Origin of the sequence: Acinetobacter sp. HR7 (assembly GCF_000773685.1) — a bacterium.
GTDB classification, from domain to species: Bacteria; Pseudomonadota; Gammaproteobacteria; order Pseudomonadales; family Moraxellaceae; genus Acinetobacter; species Acinetobacter thermotolerans.
This window is the reverse complement of record NZ_JPQO01000021.1, coordinates 1-18,370: the sequence shown is the minus strand read 5'-3', so window position 1 is coordinate 18,370 and position 18,370 is coordinate 1. Positions and strand designations below refer to the sequence as shown.

Below are 18,370 nucleotides of genomic sequence, written 5' to 3'. Positions count from 1 at the left end.
AATAAAAATCATCTGCTACCACAGAGAATCTATAAGTAATAGTGCGTAAGTCCTATATTATCTGATAAAAGACCAGCAAAGCTGGTCTTTTTTATGCAGCATAAAAATATACTGAAGAAAAAGACATGAAAACTTTATGAATAATAATGCTTAGGTTAAGATGGGCCATCCTTTTATTTGAAGTCTTTTGAACAGCTATGCAACCATTTGTTCTATATAACTCAGAGCAACGCAAAAAAGTAGAATTCGTGCCGCGTAAGGAAGGTCATATTGACATGTACGTCTGTGGTATGACGGTCTATGACTACTGTCACATTGGGCATGCACGTGTCATGGTTGCATTTGACTATATTATCCGTTTTCTGCGCAGTCAGGGGTGGAAAGTCAAGTATGTGCGTAATATCACCGACATTGATGACAAAATCATCAAACGTGCCAATGAAAATGGTGAAAGCATCACAGCACTAACCAACCGTTTTATTCAGGCTATGAATGAAGATGCAGCAAGCCTAGGCTGCCTGCCACCTGATGAAGCACCACGTGCGACTGAATATATCCAGCAAATGCAAAATATGATTGGCAAGTTGGTCGATAACGGAACTGCCTATCCTGCATCAAATGGTGATGTCTATTTCCAAGTAGAAAAATATGCCAAATATGGTCGTCTGTCTGGTCGCAAACTGGAAGATATGCAGGCTGGCGCATCTGAACGTGTCGATGTCGAAGTAGAGAAAAAACATCCGTTCGACTTTGTACTGTGGAAGCATGCCAAACAAAATGAACCCTTCTGGGCTTCGCCTTGGGGCAATGGTCGTCCGGGTTGGCATATTGAATGTTCTGCCATGTCGACCTGTTGTTTAGGCAATCATTTTGATATTCATGGTGGTGGTTCTGACTTAACTTTCCCGCATCATGAAAATGAAATTGCACAATCCGAAGCATCGACTGGTGAACAATATGTGAATTACTGGATGCATGTCGGCTTTATTAACGTTGATGGCGAGAAAATGTCGAAATCACTCGGCAATTTCTTCACCATTCGTGATGTAATGGAGAAATTTCACCCTGAAGTGATCCGTTATTTCATCGTGTCTTCACACTACCGTAGCCCGGTCAATTTCTCTGATGTCGCACTCAAAGAAGCAAAAACTGCATTGTCACGTTTTTATCATTCATTTAAAGCTTATCAAGCTGTGTATGGTGACAAATTGGTTAATACTTTAGATGAAGCCTTGGTTGAACGTTTTAATGTTGCGATGCGTGATGACTTTAATACTGCTGAAGCAATTGCAGTGTTATTTGAAGTCAACAAAGAACTAAACCGTGCCGTGAAAGAAGAAAATGCGGAACAGGCTGCGATTTATTATTCAACTTTACGTCATCTGACCAATATTCTGGGGCTAGTACAGCATCCTGTAGATGAGTTCCTAAAATCTGATATTGGTCAGGAAGCTTTAGGTCTAACTGAAGAACAGATTGAGGATCTGATCCAGCAACGTAAAAATGCTAAGAAAGAGAAAAACTTTGCCCGTGCTGATGAAATTCGCCAGTCTTTATTCGATCAAGGCATTGTGCTTGAAGACACACGTCAAGGCACGGTATGGCGTCGTGCTGATTAATTCAGCAATTGCACATTTAGAGAGTTGACACCAACAGTAAACTCTCTATAATGCAACCATAACGCGGGAATAGCTCAGTTGGTAGAGCACAACCTTGCCAAGGTTGGGGTCGCGAGTTCGAGTCTCGTTTCCCGCTCCAAGATTCAAAAACCTTAATCAAATGATTAAGGTTTTTTTTTGTCTCAAATTAAATTGTTTTCAGCTATACCTTAATTTTAATCACAAATTGTTATCTTTAAAGAATTATGGAGACGAGGTAAGTAAAAAGTGGTGAAATTTTGGTAAAAGCCTCACATTTAAAAACATGCTATTTGCATGCTTATGCTAAAATTGCGAAAATTATTTCTTTGAAATGAGAATTTTCTCTGAGCTGAGAGCAGGTAAGCAAACATTGAATCAAGAAAATAAAGCGAATTCCGTCGATTTCCAGAAAGCAGCATTAGAAACACTGCGTATTGAAGAACACGCGCTACAAGTCTTAGCTACTCAGATAGATGAACGTTTTAGCCAAGCCTGTGAAATTATTTTGCAGTGTAAAGGTCGCCTAGTGGTGACCGGTATGGGGAAATCTGGGCATATTGGTCGTAAAATGGCAGCTACTTTTGCTTCAACGGGTACACCGTCTTTCTTTATGCATCCAGGTGAAGCTGGGCATGGTGATCTGGGGATGCTGGTCGCTGGAGATGTGCTCATCGCGATTTCCAATTCAGGGAAAAGTGATGAAATCATGATGTTGATGCCATTGATCAAGCATCTGGGCGTGCCGTTAATTACCATTAGTGGTGATGCTAGCGGACCAATGCCACAAAATGCGGATGTCGCTTTGACTTTAGGTAATATTCAGGAAGCTTGTCCACTGGGTTTAGCGCCGACTTCATCGACAACTGCAACACTTGCGCTTGGTGATGCGTTGGCAGTCGCATTGCTTGAAGCACGTGGCTTTACTTCTGATGATTTTGCTCGATCACATCCTGCTGGTGCATTGGGTAAACGTTTGCTTTTGCATGTGAAACATTTGATGCATAAAGGTAAAGAATTGCCAAAAGTATTACCTGATACACCGATGAACAAAGTGCTTTATGAAATTACTGATAAGCGTCTAGGTTTAACTACGGTTGTTGATGAAAATGATGTGCTGCTTGGTATTTTCACGGATGGTGACTTACGTCGTTTGCTTGATAAACAACAAGGCTTTGATGTGAATCTGCCAGTGCGTGAAGTGATGATTCCTAATCCGCAGACGATTTCCAAAGAAGAGCGTGCCGTTGTTGCCTTAGAACGTATGAATGAGCGCAAGATTAACCAATTTGTCGTTGTAGATGATGCCAATAAATTGATTGGTGTAATTAGTATGCATGACCTGATTCAGGCCGGGGTAAATTAAGAAATGGCATCTTATGTGTTATTAGAACAAGCACGTCATATGAAAGCATTGGTGCTTGATGTGGATGGTATTCTGAGTGATGGTTTTATCACCTTGACTAATAGCGGAGATGAAATCAAAAACTTTGATATCCGTGATGGCCTGGGCATGAAACTGGTGCAACAGGCTGGATTAAAAGTCATCATCATTACTGGTCGTAAAAGTAATATCGTCGAAAAACGTATGTCTGACCTTGGGGTTGATCTAGTGTATCAGGGACGTGAAGATAAAGGTGTTGCACTTCGTGAAGCCTGTGCACAATTAGATCTGGATCCGGAAGATTGCTTGTATATGGGCGATGACTGGCCTGATCTGTCTGCTTTTGCGATTGCAGGAATGAAAGTAACCGTACCGAATGGTCATGTCGAGGTACGTCGTCGTGCCGATCTGGTAACCCAAGCCATGGGCGGCCGTGGTGCTGTTCGAGAAATCTGTGACATGTTGCTGATGGCCAAAGGTGTTTACGAAGAATTACTTGAAAAGTTTATTCGTGCGCCATATTAATCAATTAAAGGTTTTGGGTTAAAACACCGCTTATGGATACTAAAGTTTTATATGTAACCGCGATTACTCTCGCAGCGATAAGTGGTGGTTATTACTATTACAGCGGTAGTGGTAAGAAGCTTGAAGTGGATGCTGGTAGCAGCATGAAATCAACTGCTGAAAATGTAAACCTGACCCAGACTAATGAACAAGGTCAGCTGACTGTTCGTGCTAAAGTGGACCGACTTGAGCAGGATATGCAAAAGCAGACATCGAAGCTCGAGAATTTGAATGCTTCCATGTATAAAGATGGCAAAGTGGATGCAACCTTTACTGCTAAACTTGCCAATGGCTATGAAGACAATACTAGAGTTGTACTTTCCCAAGGTGTGAAAGCTACTAAAATGCTTCAAAATGGCCAACTTCAACTTGTGACTAATGAGCTGACGGGTTTTCCTAAAACACGGGAAATAGAAACAGACAAAACTGTACAGGTGAGCTCTCCACAGGCAGAGTTTATCAGTCAGGGATTGAAGGCTAATCTTAATGACGGCCAATACGAATTTTTTAATATTCGAGGAAAGTATGAACCAAATTCTTAAACCGCAAATGATGACTACTTTCCTGAAACGTACTGCACTGGCCGGTCTGCTGGGTATGTGCTCAGTCGCTGCTTTTGCACTGCCTTCAGACCGTCAGCAGCCAATTAGTCTGGTTGCAGACCGTGCCACCTTTAATGAGCGTACCGGGGTTACGACTTATACGGGTAACGTTATCATTGAACAGGGCACGATGAAGCTACAGGCTAATTCCATTGTTGCAAACCTGAATAGCAAGAAAGAAATTAGCTCCATTACTGCCAATGGGAGCCCTGCACGATTCCAGCAAAAAGTTGATGCGAACAAAGGTTTGGCCAAAGGTCATGCAAATAAAATTGTCTACAATGCCGATTCAGGAATTATCACACTGACCGGGAATGCGTTTCTGGAGCAGGATGGTGCCAGTATCCGGGGTAATACACTGCGCTATAGCATGAATAAAGGTGATATTGAAGCGGTTGGTACGCCGAACAAAACTGGTTCATCTTCTGGTCGTGTCCAGATCGTGATTCCGCCTTCGAGTTCAAAATCTTTCCCGGGGGCACGTGATTAATGACACAGTCACAGCAAGTGCAAACCCTCACGATCAAGCATCTGGCAAAAAACTACAGTAAACGTTGGGTAGTAAAGGATGTGTCCTTTAGCATGCAGAGTGGACAGATTGTCGGTTTGCTGGGGCCTAATGGTGCCGGTAAAACCACCAGTTTTTATATGGTCGTTGGTTTGGTTCGTATGGACAAAGGTGAAATCCATTTGGATGATCTGGACCTATCTGATTTAGCCATGCATGAACGTGCCCGCAAAGGGATAGGTTATCTACCTCAGGAAGCCTCGATTTTCCGTAAGTTAACGATTGCAGAAAATATCATGGCAATTCTGGAAACCCGTAAAGATTTGACTAAAGCACAGCGTCAACAACGTTTGGCTGAATTGTTAGCCGATTTCAAGATTACTCATATTAAAGATTCTCTGGGAATGAGTGTGTCTGGTGGTGAACGTCGTCGTGCTGAAATTGCCCGTGCGCTAGCAGCTGATCCAAAATTCATGTTACTGGATGAGCCATTCGCCGGAGTTGACCCAATTTCAGTGGGTGACATCAAGGATATTATTATGACTTTGAAAGATCGCGGGATTGGTGTACTGATTACCGATCATAATGTGCGTGAAACATTGGCGATCTGTGAACATGCCTATATTGTTAGTGAAGGTGCAGTGATTGCAGAAGGCACAGCACAAGAAATCCTGAGTAATGAAACGGTTAGAAAAGTCTATTTAGGTGATGATTTTACTGTATAAGTGGGATTTTTCTGATATGAATCCCACACTTTCGGCTTAAATGTCATAGTGTGGGATTTTTTCGTCTAATACATTTTAAAATCATTCACCTTTAAAATGTTTTAATATATTTTTAGTCAAAAATACGACATCCTCATCATGCGATTGCAAGCAAAAAAATTTAAAAAAAATCGGGGAAACTTACAGGGTAAAAAAGGGGCATTTCTTGCATTACTTTTGCCTTTGCAAATTTCACCGGTTTATGCGGCTGATTCTCAAAACGGTTATTTTGATGGATTTAAACAGGGCGTAAGCAGGCTGTTTGCACCGACTCCTGAAAAGTCTGCTCATACGGTTGATATTAGCGAATTAAGTAATTTTCAGCTGGATACGTCTCGTGTCCAGGAATTACCCTCAATCGGCAGGCCATCTTCGATGACACCGCAGCCTTATGCCCCCGTTGCGGGAATACCCCGACGCATGAATCTGCAAGAAGCTGTACTTACCGCAGTACAGCGCCGGCCAGAAATATCCCAGAGTATTTCGTCACTGTCTTCGCAGGCAGCGAATATTGATGTTGCGAAAGCAGGATATTATCCCCAAATTTCTGGTGGGATGAGTACAGCTGACTTAACCAAGGGTGAACGTGGTCGACAACTGCTTTCTTTAAATGCCACCCAGTTGCTTTATGATTTTGGCAAGGTGAAATCCAGTGTTACTACTGAAGAAGCCAAGCTGGCTGAGGAACAGGCCCGAGTACTGGTCAGTCTGGATCAGGTTGCATTAGAAGTTGCTGATGCGATTGTGAATATCAAGCGCTATCAGGAAATTACTAAGATTGCAGAGCAGCAAAAACAGGGGATTGCTCGCATTGCTGAAATCGCTAACCTGCGTGCCAAAGCCGGGATCAGCAGTCAGGCTGACCCGATTCAGGCCCAGTCCAATCTGGAAGCGGCCGAGAATAACCTGATCGTACAACAAACCCAGTTACGTCAGTATCAACAGAAACTGCGTACCTTATTGGGCTTTGATGTTTCCAATATTGATTGGGAAATTCCGGACAGCATTGTGCAACAGGCAGGGCTATATGAAGAGCCAGAATTTACCCAGATCCCTTCTCTGATGCTGGCTTATGCAGGTGTGGAAGTGGCCAAATCCCAAAAGGAACAGGCCAAACTGAGTGCTTATCCAACCATTAATCTGAAAGGTAGCCTCAGCCAGGCGGTGAATGGTCGAAATCCGAATAATAATGAAGATGATGGTCTGTATAATTCAGTGATGATTGAAGCGACCAGTAACTTTTACCAAGGCGGTTCAATCAAATCTCAGACCCGTGCTGCCAGCTATGCAGAAGAGGCTGCGCGTGCACAGGTGAGTACCGCTTATCTGGACGTGATTGATCAGGTACGTTTGATCCGAGAGCAGATTGAAAACAAGCAGCGTCAGATGAATATTCTAGCACAGCGCCGTGCAACTACGGTCAGAACCAAAGAACTTTATCAAGAACAATATAAATTAGGTACCCGAACTGTGGTGGACTTATTAAACGCAGAACAGGCGATTCACAGTGCAGCCCAAGAAATCGAAACTGCACGTTACGATATTTATTCCGCCATTGTTCAGTACATTCAGGTTACTGGTCGCACCCGTGATCTGTATGACCTTAACCGTATTTCTATTCAGGGGTTTGAAGTACAGCCATGAGTAATACAATAAATTATCAGCCGTGGCTTCAGGCGGTGCTCAATATTGCCAAGCATTATCGTATCGAGCCATCTGAAGAACGAATCCGGTTACAGCTGGAATGGAACCAGCATCAAAATGTCGATGAACTGCTTAAGATAGTGGCACGTCAGATTGGTCTAAATGTACGTAAAAACAAGTTTGATGCCAGTCTGCTGAGCCCATGGAAGTTGCCGGTTCTAATCGAATTTGATAGCGGCGAAGTCGGGGTTGTCGAGCGGATTGACAGTGAAGGCAATGCCAGCGTGCAGATAAGTGGCGATCAGGGGTTATCACAGGTCTTTACCTTAGAGCGCTTGCAGGAAGGCGCCAAAAATCTGTATGTGCTACGCCCTGAATCTTCGGTACCAGATGCACGTGTCGATGAATATATCAAGCCCTTTGAGAAAAACTGGTTCTGGTCGATTGTACTGAAAGACTGGAAACGTTATATCGATGTGATGTTTGCCTCGCTGATTGCCAACATTCTGGCATTGGCGACCATCGTTTTCTCAATGAATGTCTATGACCGTGTCATTCCATCGCAATCTATTCCAACGCTGTGGGTCTTGGCGAGTGGTGTACTGCTGGCGGCAATTTTTGAGTTTACCTTGCGTGTTTCACGGATTTACTTGTCCGATATTATTGGTAAACGTGCGGATCTACGTATTTCTGATCGGGTATTTGGTCATGCACTACGGATTAAAAATAAAGAGCGTTCCAAGTCAACCGGTAGTTTTATTTCCCAGATACGTGAGCTGGAAGGCGTCCGTGAACTTGTGACCTCAACTACGGTGACGGCAATTGCAGACCTGCCATTTTTCTTTTTATTTCTGGGAATTTTCTGGCTGATCGGTGGCAAGCTGTTCTGGGTAATGCTTCTGGTCGTGCCATTAATGATTTTGCCGGGCATTTTAGCACAGAAAAAACTGGCACAGCTGGCGCAAATGGGCATGCGCGAATCTTCCATCCGTAATGCGCTTTTGGTGGAAGCGGTACAAGGCATAGAGGACATCAAACTACTGCGCGCTGAATCGCGTTTCCAGAACCAGTGGAATCACATGAACGAAGTGTCTGCCGATGTCAGTATGCAACAACGTAAAATTGTGGGCTTGATGACCGCATGGACCCAGAAAATTCAGGGCCTGACCTTTGCCATTGTGGTACTGGTCGGCTGTTTTGCCGTTATGGAGGGTGAGATGACCACCGGTGCACTGGTGGCATGTTCGATTCTGTCATCGCGTATGCTGGCGCCAATTTCGCAAATTACTGGGGTTCTAGGGCGTTTCCAGCAGGCCAAAGTAGCCAAACAAGGTCTGGATGAGCTGATGAAAAAACCAGTAGATCAGCCGGATTATTCACACCTGATTCATCGTCCGTTTATCGAAGGGCATTATGACCTGAGTGGTGTGGTATTCAAATATGGTGAAGATGATCCGAAACCAACGCTGGTGATTCCGAAACTGGAAATCAAGCCGGGCGAGAAGATTGCGATTTTAGGCCGTAACGGTGCTGGTAAATCGACGTTGCTGCAACTGCTATCAGGTATGCAAACACCAGTCCAAGGCAAGGTCAAGCTGGATGGGATCGACCTGAACCTGATTGATCCAGCAGATGTACGCCGTGATATGGGCCTTCTCAATCAGGGCTCACAACTGTTCTATGGCACCATTCGTGAAAATTTAACTTTGGGTGCGCCACTGGCAACAGACCAGCAGATTCTTGAAGCGCTACAACTCACTGGAGCGCTGGGCTTTGTTCAGGAGAAAAAAGAAGGTCTGGATCATGTCATTCTAGAAGGTGGTGTCGGCTTCTCTGGCGGTCAACGTCAGGCCTTGTTGTTGGCTCGTTTGCTGATCCGTCAGCCACGGATCCTGTTACTGGATGAACCCACTGCAGCGATTGATGATGTGACTGAAAAATTGCTGATCGACAATCTGAAAAATTATCTGATTGGCCGAACCATGGTGGTAGCAACGCATCGCCGTGCAGTACTGGAACTGGTAGACCGTATCATTGTGGTGAATGACGGCAAGATTGTGATGGATGGCCCACGTGACCAGATTCTGAATCAGTCTCAAGGTGGAGTGAAACGTGCAGCGGGAGCAAACGCATGAGTGAACAACAGGAATTGAAACGTTCAACCAAGGTTAGCTTTCAGGAACCGCCATTGCCAAAATCAAGTCTGGTGATCTGGATTATCGGGATTGGTTTACTCATTCTGCTAGCTTGGGCATGGTTGTTTAAGCTAGAAGAAGTTTCTACGGGGACTGGTAAAGTAATCCCATCTTCCAAAGAACAGGTGATTCAGTCTTTGGAAGGCGGTATTTTGACCAAGCTGAATGTCAAAGAAGGTGAGATTGTCGAGCAAGGTGAAATTTTGGCTCAGCTTGATCCAACCCGCTTTGAATCGAATGTCGGCGAATCTGAGTCGCTGCTCATTTCATCCCGTGCAACAGCAGCGCGTTTACGCGCAGAAGTCACCGGTGCGCCGTTGTCGTTCCCACCTGAAGTGCTAAAAGAGCCAAAACTGGTGGCTGAAGAAACTGCACTGTACAAATCACGTCGTGCCAATCTGGAAGAATCATTGTCGGGTCTGAAACATGCACTGGTATTGGTGCAACAGGAACTGGCGATGACTGAGCCATTGGTGGCGAAAGGTGCTGCCAGTGAAGTCGAAGTATTGCGTCTGAAACGTGAAGCAAATGACCTGCAAAACCAGATGAATGATGTGCGTAACCAGTATTATGTCAAAGCACGTGAAGAACTGGCCAAAGCCAATACCGATGTTGAGACCCAGCAACAAGTGGTGCGTGGCAAGTCTGACACCCTGAAACGGACTATTTTCAAATCACCAGTACGTGGTGTGGTGAAAGAAATTGATGTGATGACCTTAGGTGGTGTCATTCCACAAAATGGCAAGCTGATGACCATCGTACCTCTGGATGAAAAACTGCTGGTAGAAGCTAGGATTTCACCACGTGACATCGCTTTTATCCGTCCAGATCAGGAAGCTTTGGTGAAAATCACGGCTTATGACTATTCGATTTATGGTGGTTTAAAAGGCAAGGTGACAGTGATTTCACCAGATACCTTGCGTGATGAAGTGAAACAGGATCAGTTCTATTACCGTGTCTATATCCGTACCGACAGTGACAAGTTGACCAATAAAGCAGGTCAGGAGTTCAATATCACCCCGGGTATGGTGGCAACGGTGGATATCCGTACCGGTGAAAAAACCGTGCTGGATTACCTGATCAAGCCATTCAACAAGGCCAAGGAAGCGTTGCGCGAACGTTAATCCGAATCAGCATTGTTTAAATATTTATAGGGGCTTTTTTTATTTCTGGGAGCAAACACGTTATACTGCGCCGGTGTGATGTTAGTGTTTGAATCCCATGCCGTTTACCATTTCCAGTCTGGTCAGTTTCGAAGAAGAGATCAAGAAAAGCCGTTTTCAGGCTTTTGCTACGCCGGTTGAATCCGAGCAGGATGTCAGAGATTTTCTGGAAGCCTATCACGATCCAAGCACGACACATCAATGCTGGGCCTGGAAAATTGGACACAATGTCCGTTTTAATGATGATGGTGAACCTTCAGGTACCGCGGGTCGGCCGATTCTCGCGACGATTGAAGGCAATGAGCTGACCAATGTACTGGTACTGGTCAATCGCTGGTTTGGTGGAGTGAAGCTTGGCACAGGCGGTTTAGTACGAGCGTATGGCGGCTGTGCGGGACAGTGTTTGTTACTGGCAGAAAAAATTGAGCTAATTGAAAAGAAAAAAGTCATATTCCTCTGTAATTTTAGTGAATGGGCAATTTTCCAGTACGAATTGAATCAGCAGCAGATCGACTATCAGGAAGACTATACGGCTGACGGTGTGATAGTGATAGCACAAATGCAGAAACACCAGATTGAGCCATTTGCACTGAAAATTCAGGACGTCACTCGTGGTCGTGAAGCCCTAAAAATTATCGATGAGTCATAAGATGACTGAACAGGATCCATTACTGAAATACCGAGAGCAGCATAAGCACCGGTTAAATTATATGCCATGGCTGTACTGGTCACTAAAGCCGAAAAACCGGGTCTGGGCAGAACAGTGGCAACGCGAATATCAGGATTATCTGCGTGAAATGGAAACGGTGGAAATTGGCGAAAACTGTTTTATTTCACCATTGGCGCATATTTTTGCCGAGCCAGGCCGTAAGGTCGTGATCGGGGATAATACCTTTATTGCCGCAGACTGTACTTTGCATGGACCGTTGGAAATTGGCAATGAAGTGGCAATTAATCATCACTGTATCCTGGATGGGGGAAGAGTCGGCATCAAGCTGCATGATCAGGTAAGAATTGCGGCCTATTGTCATTTGTATGCCTTTGATCATGGCATGGAACTGGAACAACCAGTTTATAAGCAGCCAGTACGGTCCAAAGGGATTGAGATTGGACGTGATGTCTGGCTGGGAGCACATGTCGGCATCAAGGATGGGGTGAAAATCGCCGATCAGGCTATTGTCGGCATGAATAGTATGGTCACCAAAGATGTCGGGGAGCGCATGATTGTGGCAGGTAATCCAGCCCGGTTTATCCGTTACCGTGAATAAATAAGCTAGCAGATGCAGGCCTGACCAGAATGGTGAGGCAGGTGTCAAAAATGAAAATTCATCTTAAATACATCACATAAAAATTAACATAATTCAAATCCATAGCTACAGAATTCGCTGCACATTTGTCAAAGGCTATGCTAACTTAAAAATATCTAAGAATTTTTATTATAAAAGAGAGGCTGAACATGAAACGTGTCATTGCCTGCATTGATTCTTCTCCGTGCATTAATGCCATCGCAGAAGCGGCTGCATGGATTGCCAAGCAGACCCATCGCGAACTGGTGTTATTACAGGTGCTGGACTATTACCCAGCCAGTTATCATTTGGGGGAAATTAGTGGGGTCATCGGTTTTGAAAGTAATGCCATGTTGCTGAAAGAATTGGCTGAGCTGGAACAGAAACAGAGTGAGCTAGCGCTGGATTATAGCAATAACCTGTTGCGGCATATTTCCGATCAAATTAAAGAAAAGCACGGACTGAATACTATTCATATTCAGGAGAAAGGGGATTTTCTGGAGCAGAGCTTTCAGATTTTGCGACCAGAGGACATTGTGGTGATCGGGCGTCTGGGCGAACGTTCAGCCGAGAAAAACAAGCCGATGGGCACCAATGTCGAAAACTTTATCCGTGGGGCGAATTGTACTGTGATGACCGTGGGTGAAAACTTTAAGCCACCAACACGCTTTATCTTCGCCTATGAATATTCACCGACCTGTATCAAGATGATGAAACGTATTGCCGAAAGTGATTTGCTGCGTTTACTGCAATGTCATCTGCTCTATGTTGGTGATCATGCGGAAATCCTGAATGAACCATTGCAATACTTAAAACAGGCCGGCCTGGATGTGGTGCCTGAATACCGTTATGGCGATGTTGCAGAAAATATCCTGTCTTACCAGCAGGAACAAGGCATTCAACTGATTGTGCTCGGAGCATTCAGTCACAGCAAGATTCATCAGTTCTTCCTCGGCAGTATTGCTACGACGATTTTCCGGAATTCCAAAGTGCCATTACTGGTGGCCAAGTAGATAAGAGCTAAGCGCAAAGAAAATTTTGAAATTAAAGAGGTTGTGACTAGGCATACAAGTATTGGAAAAATGCAGCTAAAAGAAAAAATTTAAAGCTCGTTACAATTCTGTTTTAAAAATAATCAGAGTTATCCTCATATATTGTGGATAACTCTGTGGTTAGATTATGCAAGTTATTGTTATATATAATTAATACCGTTTTGAGTGTTTTTTACACACTGAATATTACTTGACAATCGCGAGTGCAAAACCGTCGTGTCCTTTGCTGCCAACTGTCTGCAAAGCGGTGCTAGATAACAAACGTGGGTGGTTCTGGATTAGTTCAAACATGCTGCGAATGCCTTCGATACTTGGCTTTTTATTTCCAGGATCAATGATCGCGCCCGCACGAATCACATTATCCAAGAAAATCACCGTACCTGAATGAGAAAGGTTTAAACATAATTCCAGGTACTCTGGATAACTCTGTTTATCCGCATCAATAAAGATAAAGTCAAACGGCTCAGTATCTTCTGGCAGGGCACGCAGGATGTCAGCGGCACGACCGCATTTCAGCTCTACGGTTTGCTTCAGATTGGCACGATCAATATTTTCCTGACCCATGGCTGCGTGGGTATCACGGCCTTCGATAGTCAGGATATAGCCGTCTTCCGGCAGGGCACGTGCCAGCCACATGGTGCTATATGCAGCAAAAGTGCCCAGCTCAAGTACACGCTTGCAGCCATTCATCTGGATCAGCATTTGCAGCAGCATGCCTTGGTTCGGCGCGACAGCCAGATGGTCAGGGAAGCCATGTGCAGCGGTATTGTCAAGGGTTTGTTTCAGGATGGGATCATCAGGAATTAAATGTGAATCTATATAATTGTCGAGGTCAGTCCACATTTGTTGCATAACTTGGGCACCTATATTGCGATGCAGGCATTTTAAACCTTTCGCAGTAGAGCGCAATTTATTGTTCTATATTTGCTTTAAAAATAGGCAATACATAACCTTTCTCGTGATATGTATTGCCTTTGTCATGACCTAGTAATTACACATGGAAGAGCGGTAACTTAAGTCCGGACCCCAAGTACGATAACCCTGGGTATCAATATGAATCTGGCCTGAAGCGTATAAACCAAGACCCATATTCAGACTACGACCATGCTGGATCCAGAACTGGCACAGCTTGAACTTGGTATTTTCAATGAAGGCATAGTCTTCAGGTTGCGGGAACTCTGGTCCGATCCTGAAATCAATTGCCGAGTTATACAGGTGACGTGATGAGTTGGCACCACCAGCACATTTGTTCAGTGGCAGATCCCGATACACGGAAGTCACTTCAAAATCGGTCAGGATATTGGCGGCAACCAGATATTTAAAAATACGCAGAGTTGGCAGCTGATTGGCCCACAATTCACGGCTTGGTACCATGTATTGGGCACCACCACAACGTGACCAATCACGTGCGGTGCGCATCAATTCAAAGTTCGGAATAATGTTGCCAACACCATTACGGTTCAGGAAATTCTCGTATTCACGCACACGGGACAGATTGTCAGAAACCGTCGTCCAGTTGGTATAAGCATAAGGGGTGCTTTTAGGACGCGCAGGACGTTTTAATTCGACCTGTTCCTGCGGAATATAAATACGTTTTCCGGGTTCTGTAGATGGTTTTTTTGTCGCAGTGGTACAACCCACCATGACAGCAGGGATCATGATGAGACCCATTAATCCCTTGAAGAAATGCTTCATTATCAGAAATCAGGTATTTTTAAAAATAGCGCTATTTTAGTCCACTTTTGCGGAGAAAATCAGGATAAATTGCAATGAAATGTGTGCATGAGGTATAAAAAAAGACCAGTCTAGGCTGGTCTTTTTCGCAGTTCTAAGAAAATTACTTTTCAAGATACTGAAGTTTATTTGGCTTACCGTTCCATTCTTCACGATCTGCAGGCTGTTCACCAATCTGGGTGATGTTTGGCCATTTTTGAGACAGTTCAGCATTTAGCTCGATAAAGACTTCTTGACCCTCAGGTAACTCATCTTCCGAGAAAATTGCATTTGCAGGACATTCTGGCTCACATAACGCACAGTCAATACATTCGTCCGGGTTAATTACAAGGAAGTTTGGACCTTCATAGAAACAGTCTACTGGGCAAACTTCAACACAGTCTTGGTATTTACATTTAATACAATTTTCAGTGACAACAAAGGTCATGGCGACAGCTACCTAAAAATATGGTTCTAATAACTAATGCGTATTTTAGGCAAAAACGCAGTCAACTAACAATTGCTTTTATTGATATTTGTTATATATAGGGCTGTTATTTTTACAAAAAAACGGCTGAATGCTTTAAAACCGGAGTTTCCAGCATAGATAGAAAAAACCGTCTCATATGAAATGAGACGGTTTATCATTTAGCCCGGCAATTTCAGCAGGTCTTTGAGAGCATAAAGCTGCTGTAGGGCTTCACGTGGACTAAGACTATCGACATCAATCTCTTCCAACATGTCGAGTATCGGTGAAGGTTTTTCAACTTCAACAATACGTTCCACTACGGTTTCCACAACCTGTTCAACCGCAAACAGATCCGGTTGTGGATTTTGTGGCTTGGCATTTTGTTGTTTTTCCAAAATACGCAGACGGTTCTGTGCTTCTTTGATAACACTGGCGGGAATCCCGGCAAGTTTTGCCACCTGTAGGCCATGACTCTGGCTTGCTGGACCTTGCTGGACTTTATGTAGCAGGATCAGGTTGCCGTTCACTTCACGTGCGGTGACATGGTAGTTGTCGATGCCTGGTTCTTTGGCTAGTTCAGTCAGCTCGAAATAATGGGTTGCGAACAGGCATAGACACTGGATGCGACGGGTTAAATCCAGTACACAGGCCCAAGCTAAGGACAGACCATCATAGGTACTGGTGCCACGTCCGACCTCATCCATTAGAACCAGTGACTGGCTGGTAGCATGATGCAGAATCTGCGAAGTCTCGGTCATTTCCACCATAAAGGTTGATTTGCCAGTAGACAGGTCATCTGCTGAACCAATCCGGGTAAAGATGCGGTCAATTGGGCCTAGGGTCACGGATTGTGCCGGCACATAACTGCCACAATATGCCAGCAGGGCAATCAGGGCAGTCTGGCGCATAAAGGTGGATTTACCGCCCATGTTTGGACCGGTAATGATCGCCATACGGTGTTGATAATCCAGCTGGGTATCATTCGGGGTAAAGGCGGATTTGCTCAGTGCTTCAACCACAGGATGACGACCCGCCTTGATCTGCAGGCCAATTTCTGGGCTGTATTTTGGACGAGACCAGTTACGTAGCCGAGCCTGATGAGCAAAGTTACAGAGCAGGTCAATTTGGGCAATGGCACTGCTCATCATCTGTAGATTCGCGATGTCCTGACGCAGTTCGTCTAGCAGCATTTCGAACAGCATTTTTTCCCGCGCTAGTGCACGTGATTCACTGGACAATACTTTATCTTCAAAGGCTTTCAGTTCCGGAGTGATATAACGCTCGGCATTTTTCAGGGTTTGGCGGCGGATATAGTGATCCGGTGCCTGATCGGCCTGGGCACGGGTCAGCTCAATGTAGTAACCACTAACACGGTTATAACCAATTTTTAGCGTTGGAATGCCAGTGGCTTCACGCTCCTGGATTTCCAGATCAATCAGGAACTGACCGGCATGGTCACGGATTTTACGCAGTTCGTCCAGTTCAGCATCAAAACCTTCAGCGATGACATTGCCATCACGCAGCAACACGGGTGGATTTTCAACAATGGCCGCCATCAAACGTTCATGCAGACCATGAAAATCACCGAGTTCGTCATTCAGCTGGACTAGTAATTTAGATTGCTGTTGGCTGACCATCGGTTTCAGGGCATGGCGCAGGAATGGAATCTGCGCACAGGCCTGACGCAGTTGCACCAGATCACGTGGACGGGCACTGCCGAGAGCAATACGGCTCAGTACCCGTTCAATATCACTGATTTCTTTTAAGACCAGACGTACGGGTGCTTCGTGGTAACCTTCTAGCAAGGTCTGAATTGCATCCAGTCGTTCATCCAGAATCGCTGTATCACGTAGCGGTTGCATCAGGGTGCGGCTGAGCAAACGACCACCCATGGCAGTCTGGCAGTCATTAATCAGCTGGAACAGGGAGGTACCATGTTCAAATAACGGTTCGATTAGTTCCAGATTGCGACGAGTGACTGGATCCAGTGCAATAAAGTCCGAACTTTGTTCTAGCTGAATGGTACGGATATGTGGTAGCGCAGTTTTCTGGGTTTCCTTGGCGTAGTGAATCAGCGCAGCCGCAGCGGCTTTGGCCAGTGGCAGATGATCGATGCCAAAACCTGCCAGTGTGCTGACAGCAAACTGGTCACACAAAGTTTTTTGGGCATTGTTCAGGTTAAAGTCGACATTGGGACGACGGCTGATTGGTACATCCAGCAGGTGTTTCAGATGCTCAACCAGTTCCTGATCCTGTAGGTTTTCATCCACCACGATTTCGCTTGGCATCAGGCGAGCCAGTTCGATGGCGAGCTGGTTCAGGTCGTAGTCGATCTGCTGTACCTTAAAAATACCTGCACTAAGATCTAGTAGGGCAATACCGATGCTATTTTGCTGCAAGCAAAGCGCGACCAGATTCGACGTTTGATGAGCGCCGAGTAAAGCATCATCGGTTAATGTTCCCGGCGTGATAATTCGTACTACACCACGTTCAACAGGTCCTTTACCAGTCACTTCACCGATCTGCTCACAGATCACCACCGTTTCGCCTTTTTTTACCAGGCGGGCCAGATAGCCTTCTGCAGCATGGTATGGCACACCCGCCATAGGAATTGGTTGGCCATTGGCTTTACCTCGGTGCGTCAGGGTAATACCTAGAATTTTGGCGGCTTTATGCGCATCTTCAAAGAACAGTTCATAGAAATCACCCATGCGGTAAAATAGCAGCGAATGCGGGTGTTGCAGTTTGACTGCCATGTATTGCTGCATCATAGGTGTTAGAGTAGATAAGTCAGGTATTATTTTTTCTGTATTCATGTCACTTAACACCTTTAAAACTATTAATATTTACAATAAATTGCATAAAAAACTTTTCCTGACGAATCCTATTAAATCCCGTTTAAACCTAAACAATCCAAATTATAAGTGTACGTTTTAGTGTACCTTGGTTGTGATCTCAGTTTAAAATAGCAAGAATTGATGATTCGATTCTCGAATTTCTGAAAGGGATTCTAACAAAAACTTTGTCATGGTTTCTAAGGGGATTTTTAGGTGAGTGAAAAAGAAACTCAAACAATGAAAAAAGTTGCTCTATCTGCCAGAGCGATAGAGAAAATGAAAAATGATAGTTATAAAGCTGATATTGGTGAGAATGAAGGTTTACGAGTATATAAGGGAAAAACAGGTTTAACTTCATTTATATATCGATATCGTAGTCCTATTGATAATTCTTTAAAAAAACTGAAAATAGGCACTTTCCCTGAAATGTCTTTGGCTGAAGCAAGAATTGAGCTACAAAAGTTAAAGGCACAGAGGCGATCAGGAATTTGCCCTAGTACCTATGCAAAACAAGAAAAACTTGAAAGGCTAAATAACCTGAGTTCGATATAA

General features: G+C 44.5%; 16 protein-coding genes, 1 tRNA gene and 1 pseudogene. 14 read left to right on the top strand and 4 right to left on the bottom strand.

The genetic code is table 11. The features are described 5' to 3' along the window. Nucleotides 1–197: 197 nt before the first annotated feature. From cysS to GW12_RS01530, 13 genes are all read left to right on the top strand, one after another. On the top strand, nt 198–1,619 hold the full coding sequence (gene cysS / locus GW12_RS01590) for a cysteine--tRNA ligase (RefSeq protein WP_034582542.1): 1,422 nt from the start codon (nt 198–200) through the stop codon (nt 1,617–1,619). Between the two features lie 63 nt (nt 1,620–1,682). Beyond that, nucleotides 1,683–1,758, top strand: a tRNA-Gly gene (locus GW12_RS01585). Between the two features lie 213 nt (nt 1,759–1,971). Further along, nucleotides 1,972–3,003 (top strand): SIS domain-containing protein, encoded by a 1,032-nt coding sequence (locus GW12_RS01580; protein WP_052127865.1) that lies wholly within the window; start codon nt 1,972–1,974, stop codon nt 3,001–3,003. Nucleotides 3,004–3,006: 3 nt separating this feature from the next. Then, nucleotides 3,007–3,546, top strand: coding sequence for an HAD family hydrolase (locus GW12_RS01575; RefSeq protein ID WP_034582538.1), 540 nt, complete (start codon nt 3,007–3,009; stop codon nt 3,544–3,546). Nucleotides 3,547–3,578: 32 nt separating this feature from the next. Beyond that, a complete protein-coding gene (gene lptC / locus GW12_RS01570) occupies nt 3,579–4,127 on the top strand; it encodes an LPS export ABC transporter periplasmic protein LptC (protein ID WP_034582536.1) in 549 nt (182 codons plus the stop codon). After that, on the top strand, nt 4,111–4,677 hold the full coding sequence (gene lptA / locus GW12_RS01565) for a lipopolysaccharide transport periplasmic protein LptA (RefSeq protein WP_034582534.1): 567 nt from the start codon (nt 4,111–4,113) through the stop codon (nt 4,675–4,677). Before lptC ends, lptA begins: the two co-directional genes overlap by 17 nt. After that, complete coding sequence (gene lptB, locus GW12_RS01560; RefSeq protein WP_034582531.1) at nt 4,677–5,420, top strand: LPS export ABC transporter ATP-binding protein; 744 nt, start codon at nt 4,677–4,679, stop codon at nt 5,418–5,420. The genes lptA and lptB overlap by 1 nt, the downstream gene beginning before the upstream one ends. Before the next feature lie 138 nt (nt 5,421–5,558). Next, nucleotides 5,559–7,103, top strand: a complete 1,545-nt coding sequence (locus tag GW12_RS01555) for a TolC family outer membrane protein (protein ID WP_034582528.1) — start codon at nt 5,559–5,561, stop codon at nt 7,101–7,103. Then, on the top strand, nt 7,100–9,238 hold the full coding sequence (locus tag GW12_RS01550; protein ID WP_034582526.1) for a type I secretion system permease/ATPase: 2,139 nt from the start codon (nt 7,100–7,102) through the stop codon (nt 9,236–9,238). Before GW12_RS01555 ends, GW12_RS01550 begins: the two co-directional genes overlap by 4 nt. Beyond that, on the top strand, nt 9,235–10,422 hold the full coding sequence (locus tag GW12_RS01545; RefSeq protein ID WP_034582524.1) for an HlyD family efflux transporter periplasmic adaptor subunit: 1,188 nt from the start codon (nt 9,235–9,237) through the stop codon (nt 10,420–10,422). Before GW12_RS01550 ends, GW12_RS01545 begins: the two co-directional genes overlap by 4 nt. Nucleotides 10,423–10,519: 97 nt before the next feature. Next, nucleotides 10,520–11,110 carry a YigZ family protein gene (locus GW12_RS01540; protein ID WP_034582522.1) on the top strand — a complete coding sequence of 197 codons (591 nt, stop codon included), beginning with the start codon at nt 10,520–10,522 and terminating at the stop codon, nt 11,108–11,110. 1 nt (nt 11,111) lies between these two features. Further along, the gene (locus GW12_RS01535) at nt 11,112–11,729 is read left to right on the top strand and encodes an acyltransferase (RefSeq protein ID WP_034582520.1); all 618 of its coding nucleotides are present in this window, start codon (nt 11,112–11,114) and stop codon (nt 11,727–11,729) included. 188 nt (nt 11,730–11,917) lie between these two features. Continuing rightward, nucleotides 11,918–12,760 carry a universal stress protein gene (locus GW12_RS01530; protein WP_034582516.1) on the top strand — a complete coding sequence of 281 codons (843 nt, stop codon included), beginning with the start codon at nt 11,918–11,920 and terminating at the stop codon, nt 12,758–12,760. Nucleotides 12,761–12,985: 225 nt separating this feature from the next. Here the strand turns inward: GW12_RS01530 and GW12_RS01525 are convergent, their stop codons facing one another. The 4 genes from GW12_RS01525 to mutS all read right to left on the bottom strand — a co-directional run bounded on the left by GW12_RS01525 (nt 12,986) and on the right by mutS (nt 17,797). Continuing rightward, entirely contained in the window at nt 12,986–13,651 is a 666-nt protein-coding gene (locus tag GW12_RS01525) for an O-methyltransferase (protein ID WP_034582514.1), read from the bottom strand. Between the two features lie 132 nt (nt 13,652–13,783). Beyond that, on the bottom strand, nt 13,784–14,494 hold the full coding sequence (locus GW12_RS01520) for a D-Ala-D-Ala carboxypeptidase family metallohydrolase (protein WP_034582507.1): 711 nt from the start codon (nt 14,492–14,494) through the stop codon (nt 13,784–13,786). A 142-nt stretch (nt 14,495–14,636) separates the two neighbouring features. Then, nucleotides 14,637–14,960, bottom strand: coding sequence for a ferredoxin FdxA (fdxA, locus tag GW12_RS01515; RefSeq protein ID WP_034582504.1), 324 nt, complete (start codon nt 14,958–14,960; stop codon nt 14,637–14,639). Between the two features lie 200 nt (nt 14,961–15,160). Then, the gene (mutS, locus tag GW12_RS01510) at nt 15,161–17,797 is read right to left on the bottom strand and encodes a DNA mismatch repair protein MutS (protein WP_034582501.1); all 2,637 of its coding nucleotides are present in this window, start codon (nt 17,795–17,797) and stop codon (nt 15,161–15,163) included. 258 nt (nt 17,798–18,055) lie between these two features. On the opposite strand from mutS, the pseudogene GW12_RS01505 reads away from it, so the two are divergent. Beyond that, nucleotides 18,056–18,346 (top strand): annotated as a pseudogene (locus GW12_RS01505) (Arm DNA-binding domain-containing protein); the annotation flags it as partial. Nucleotides 18,347–18,370 lie beyond the last annotated feature (24 nt).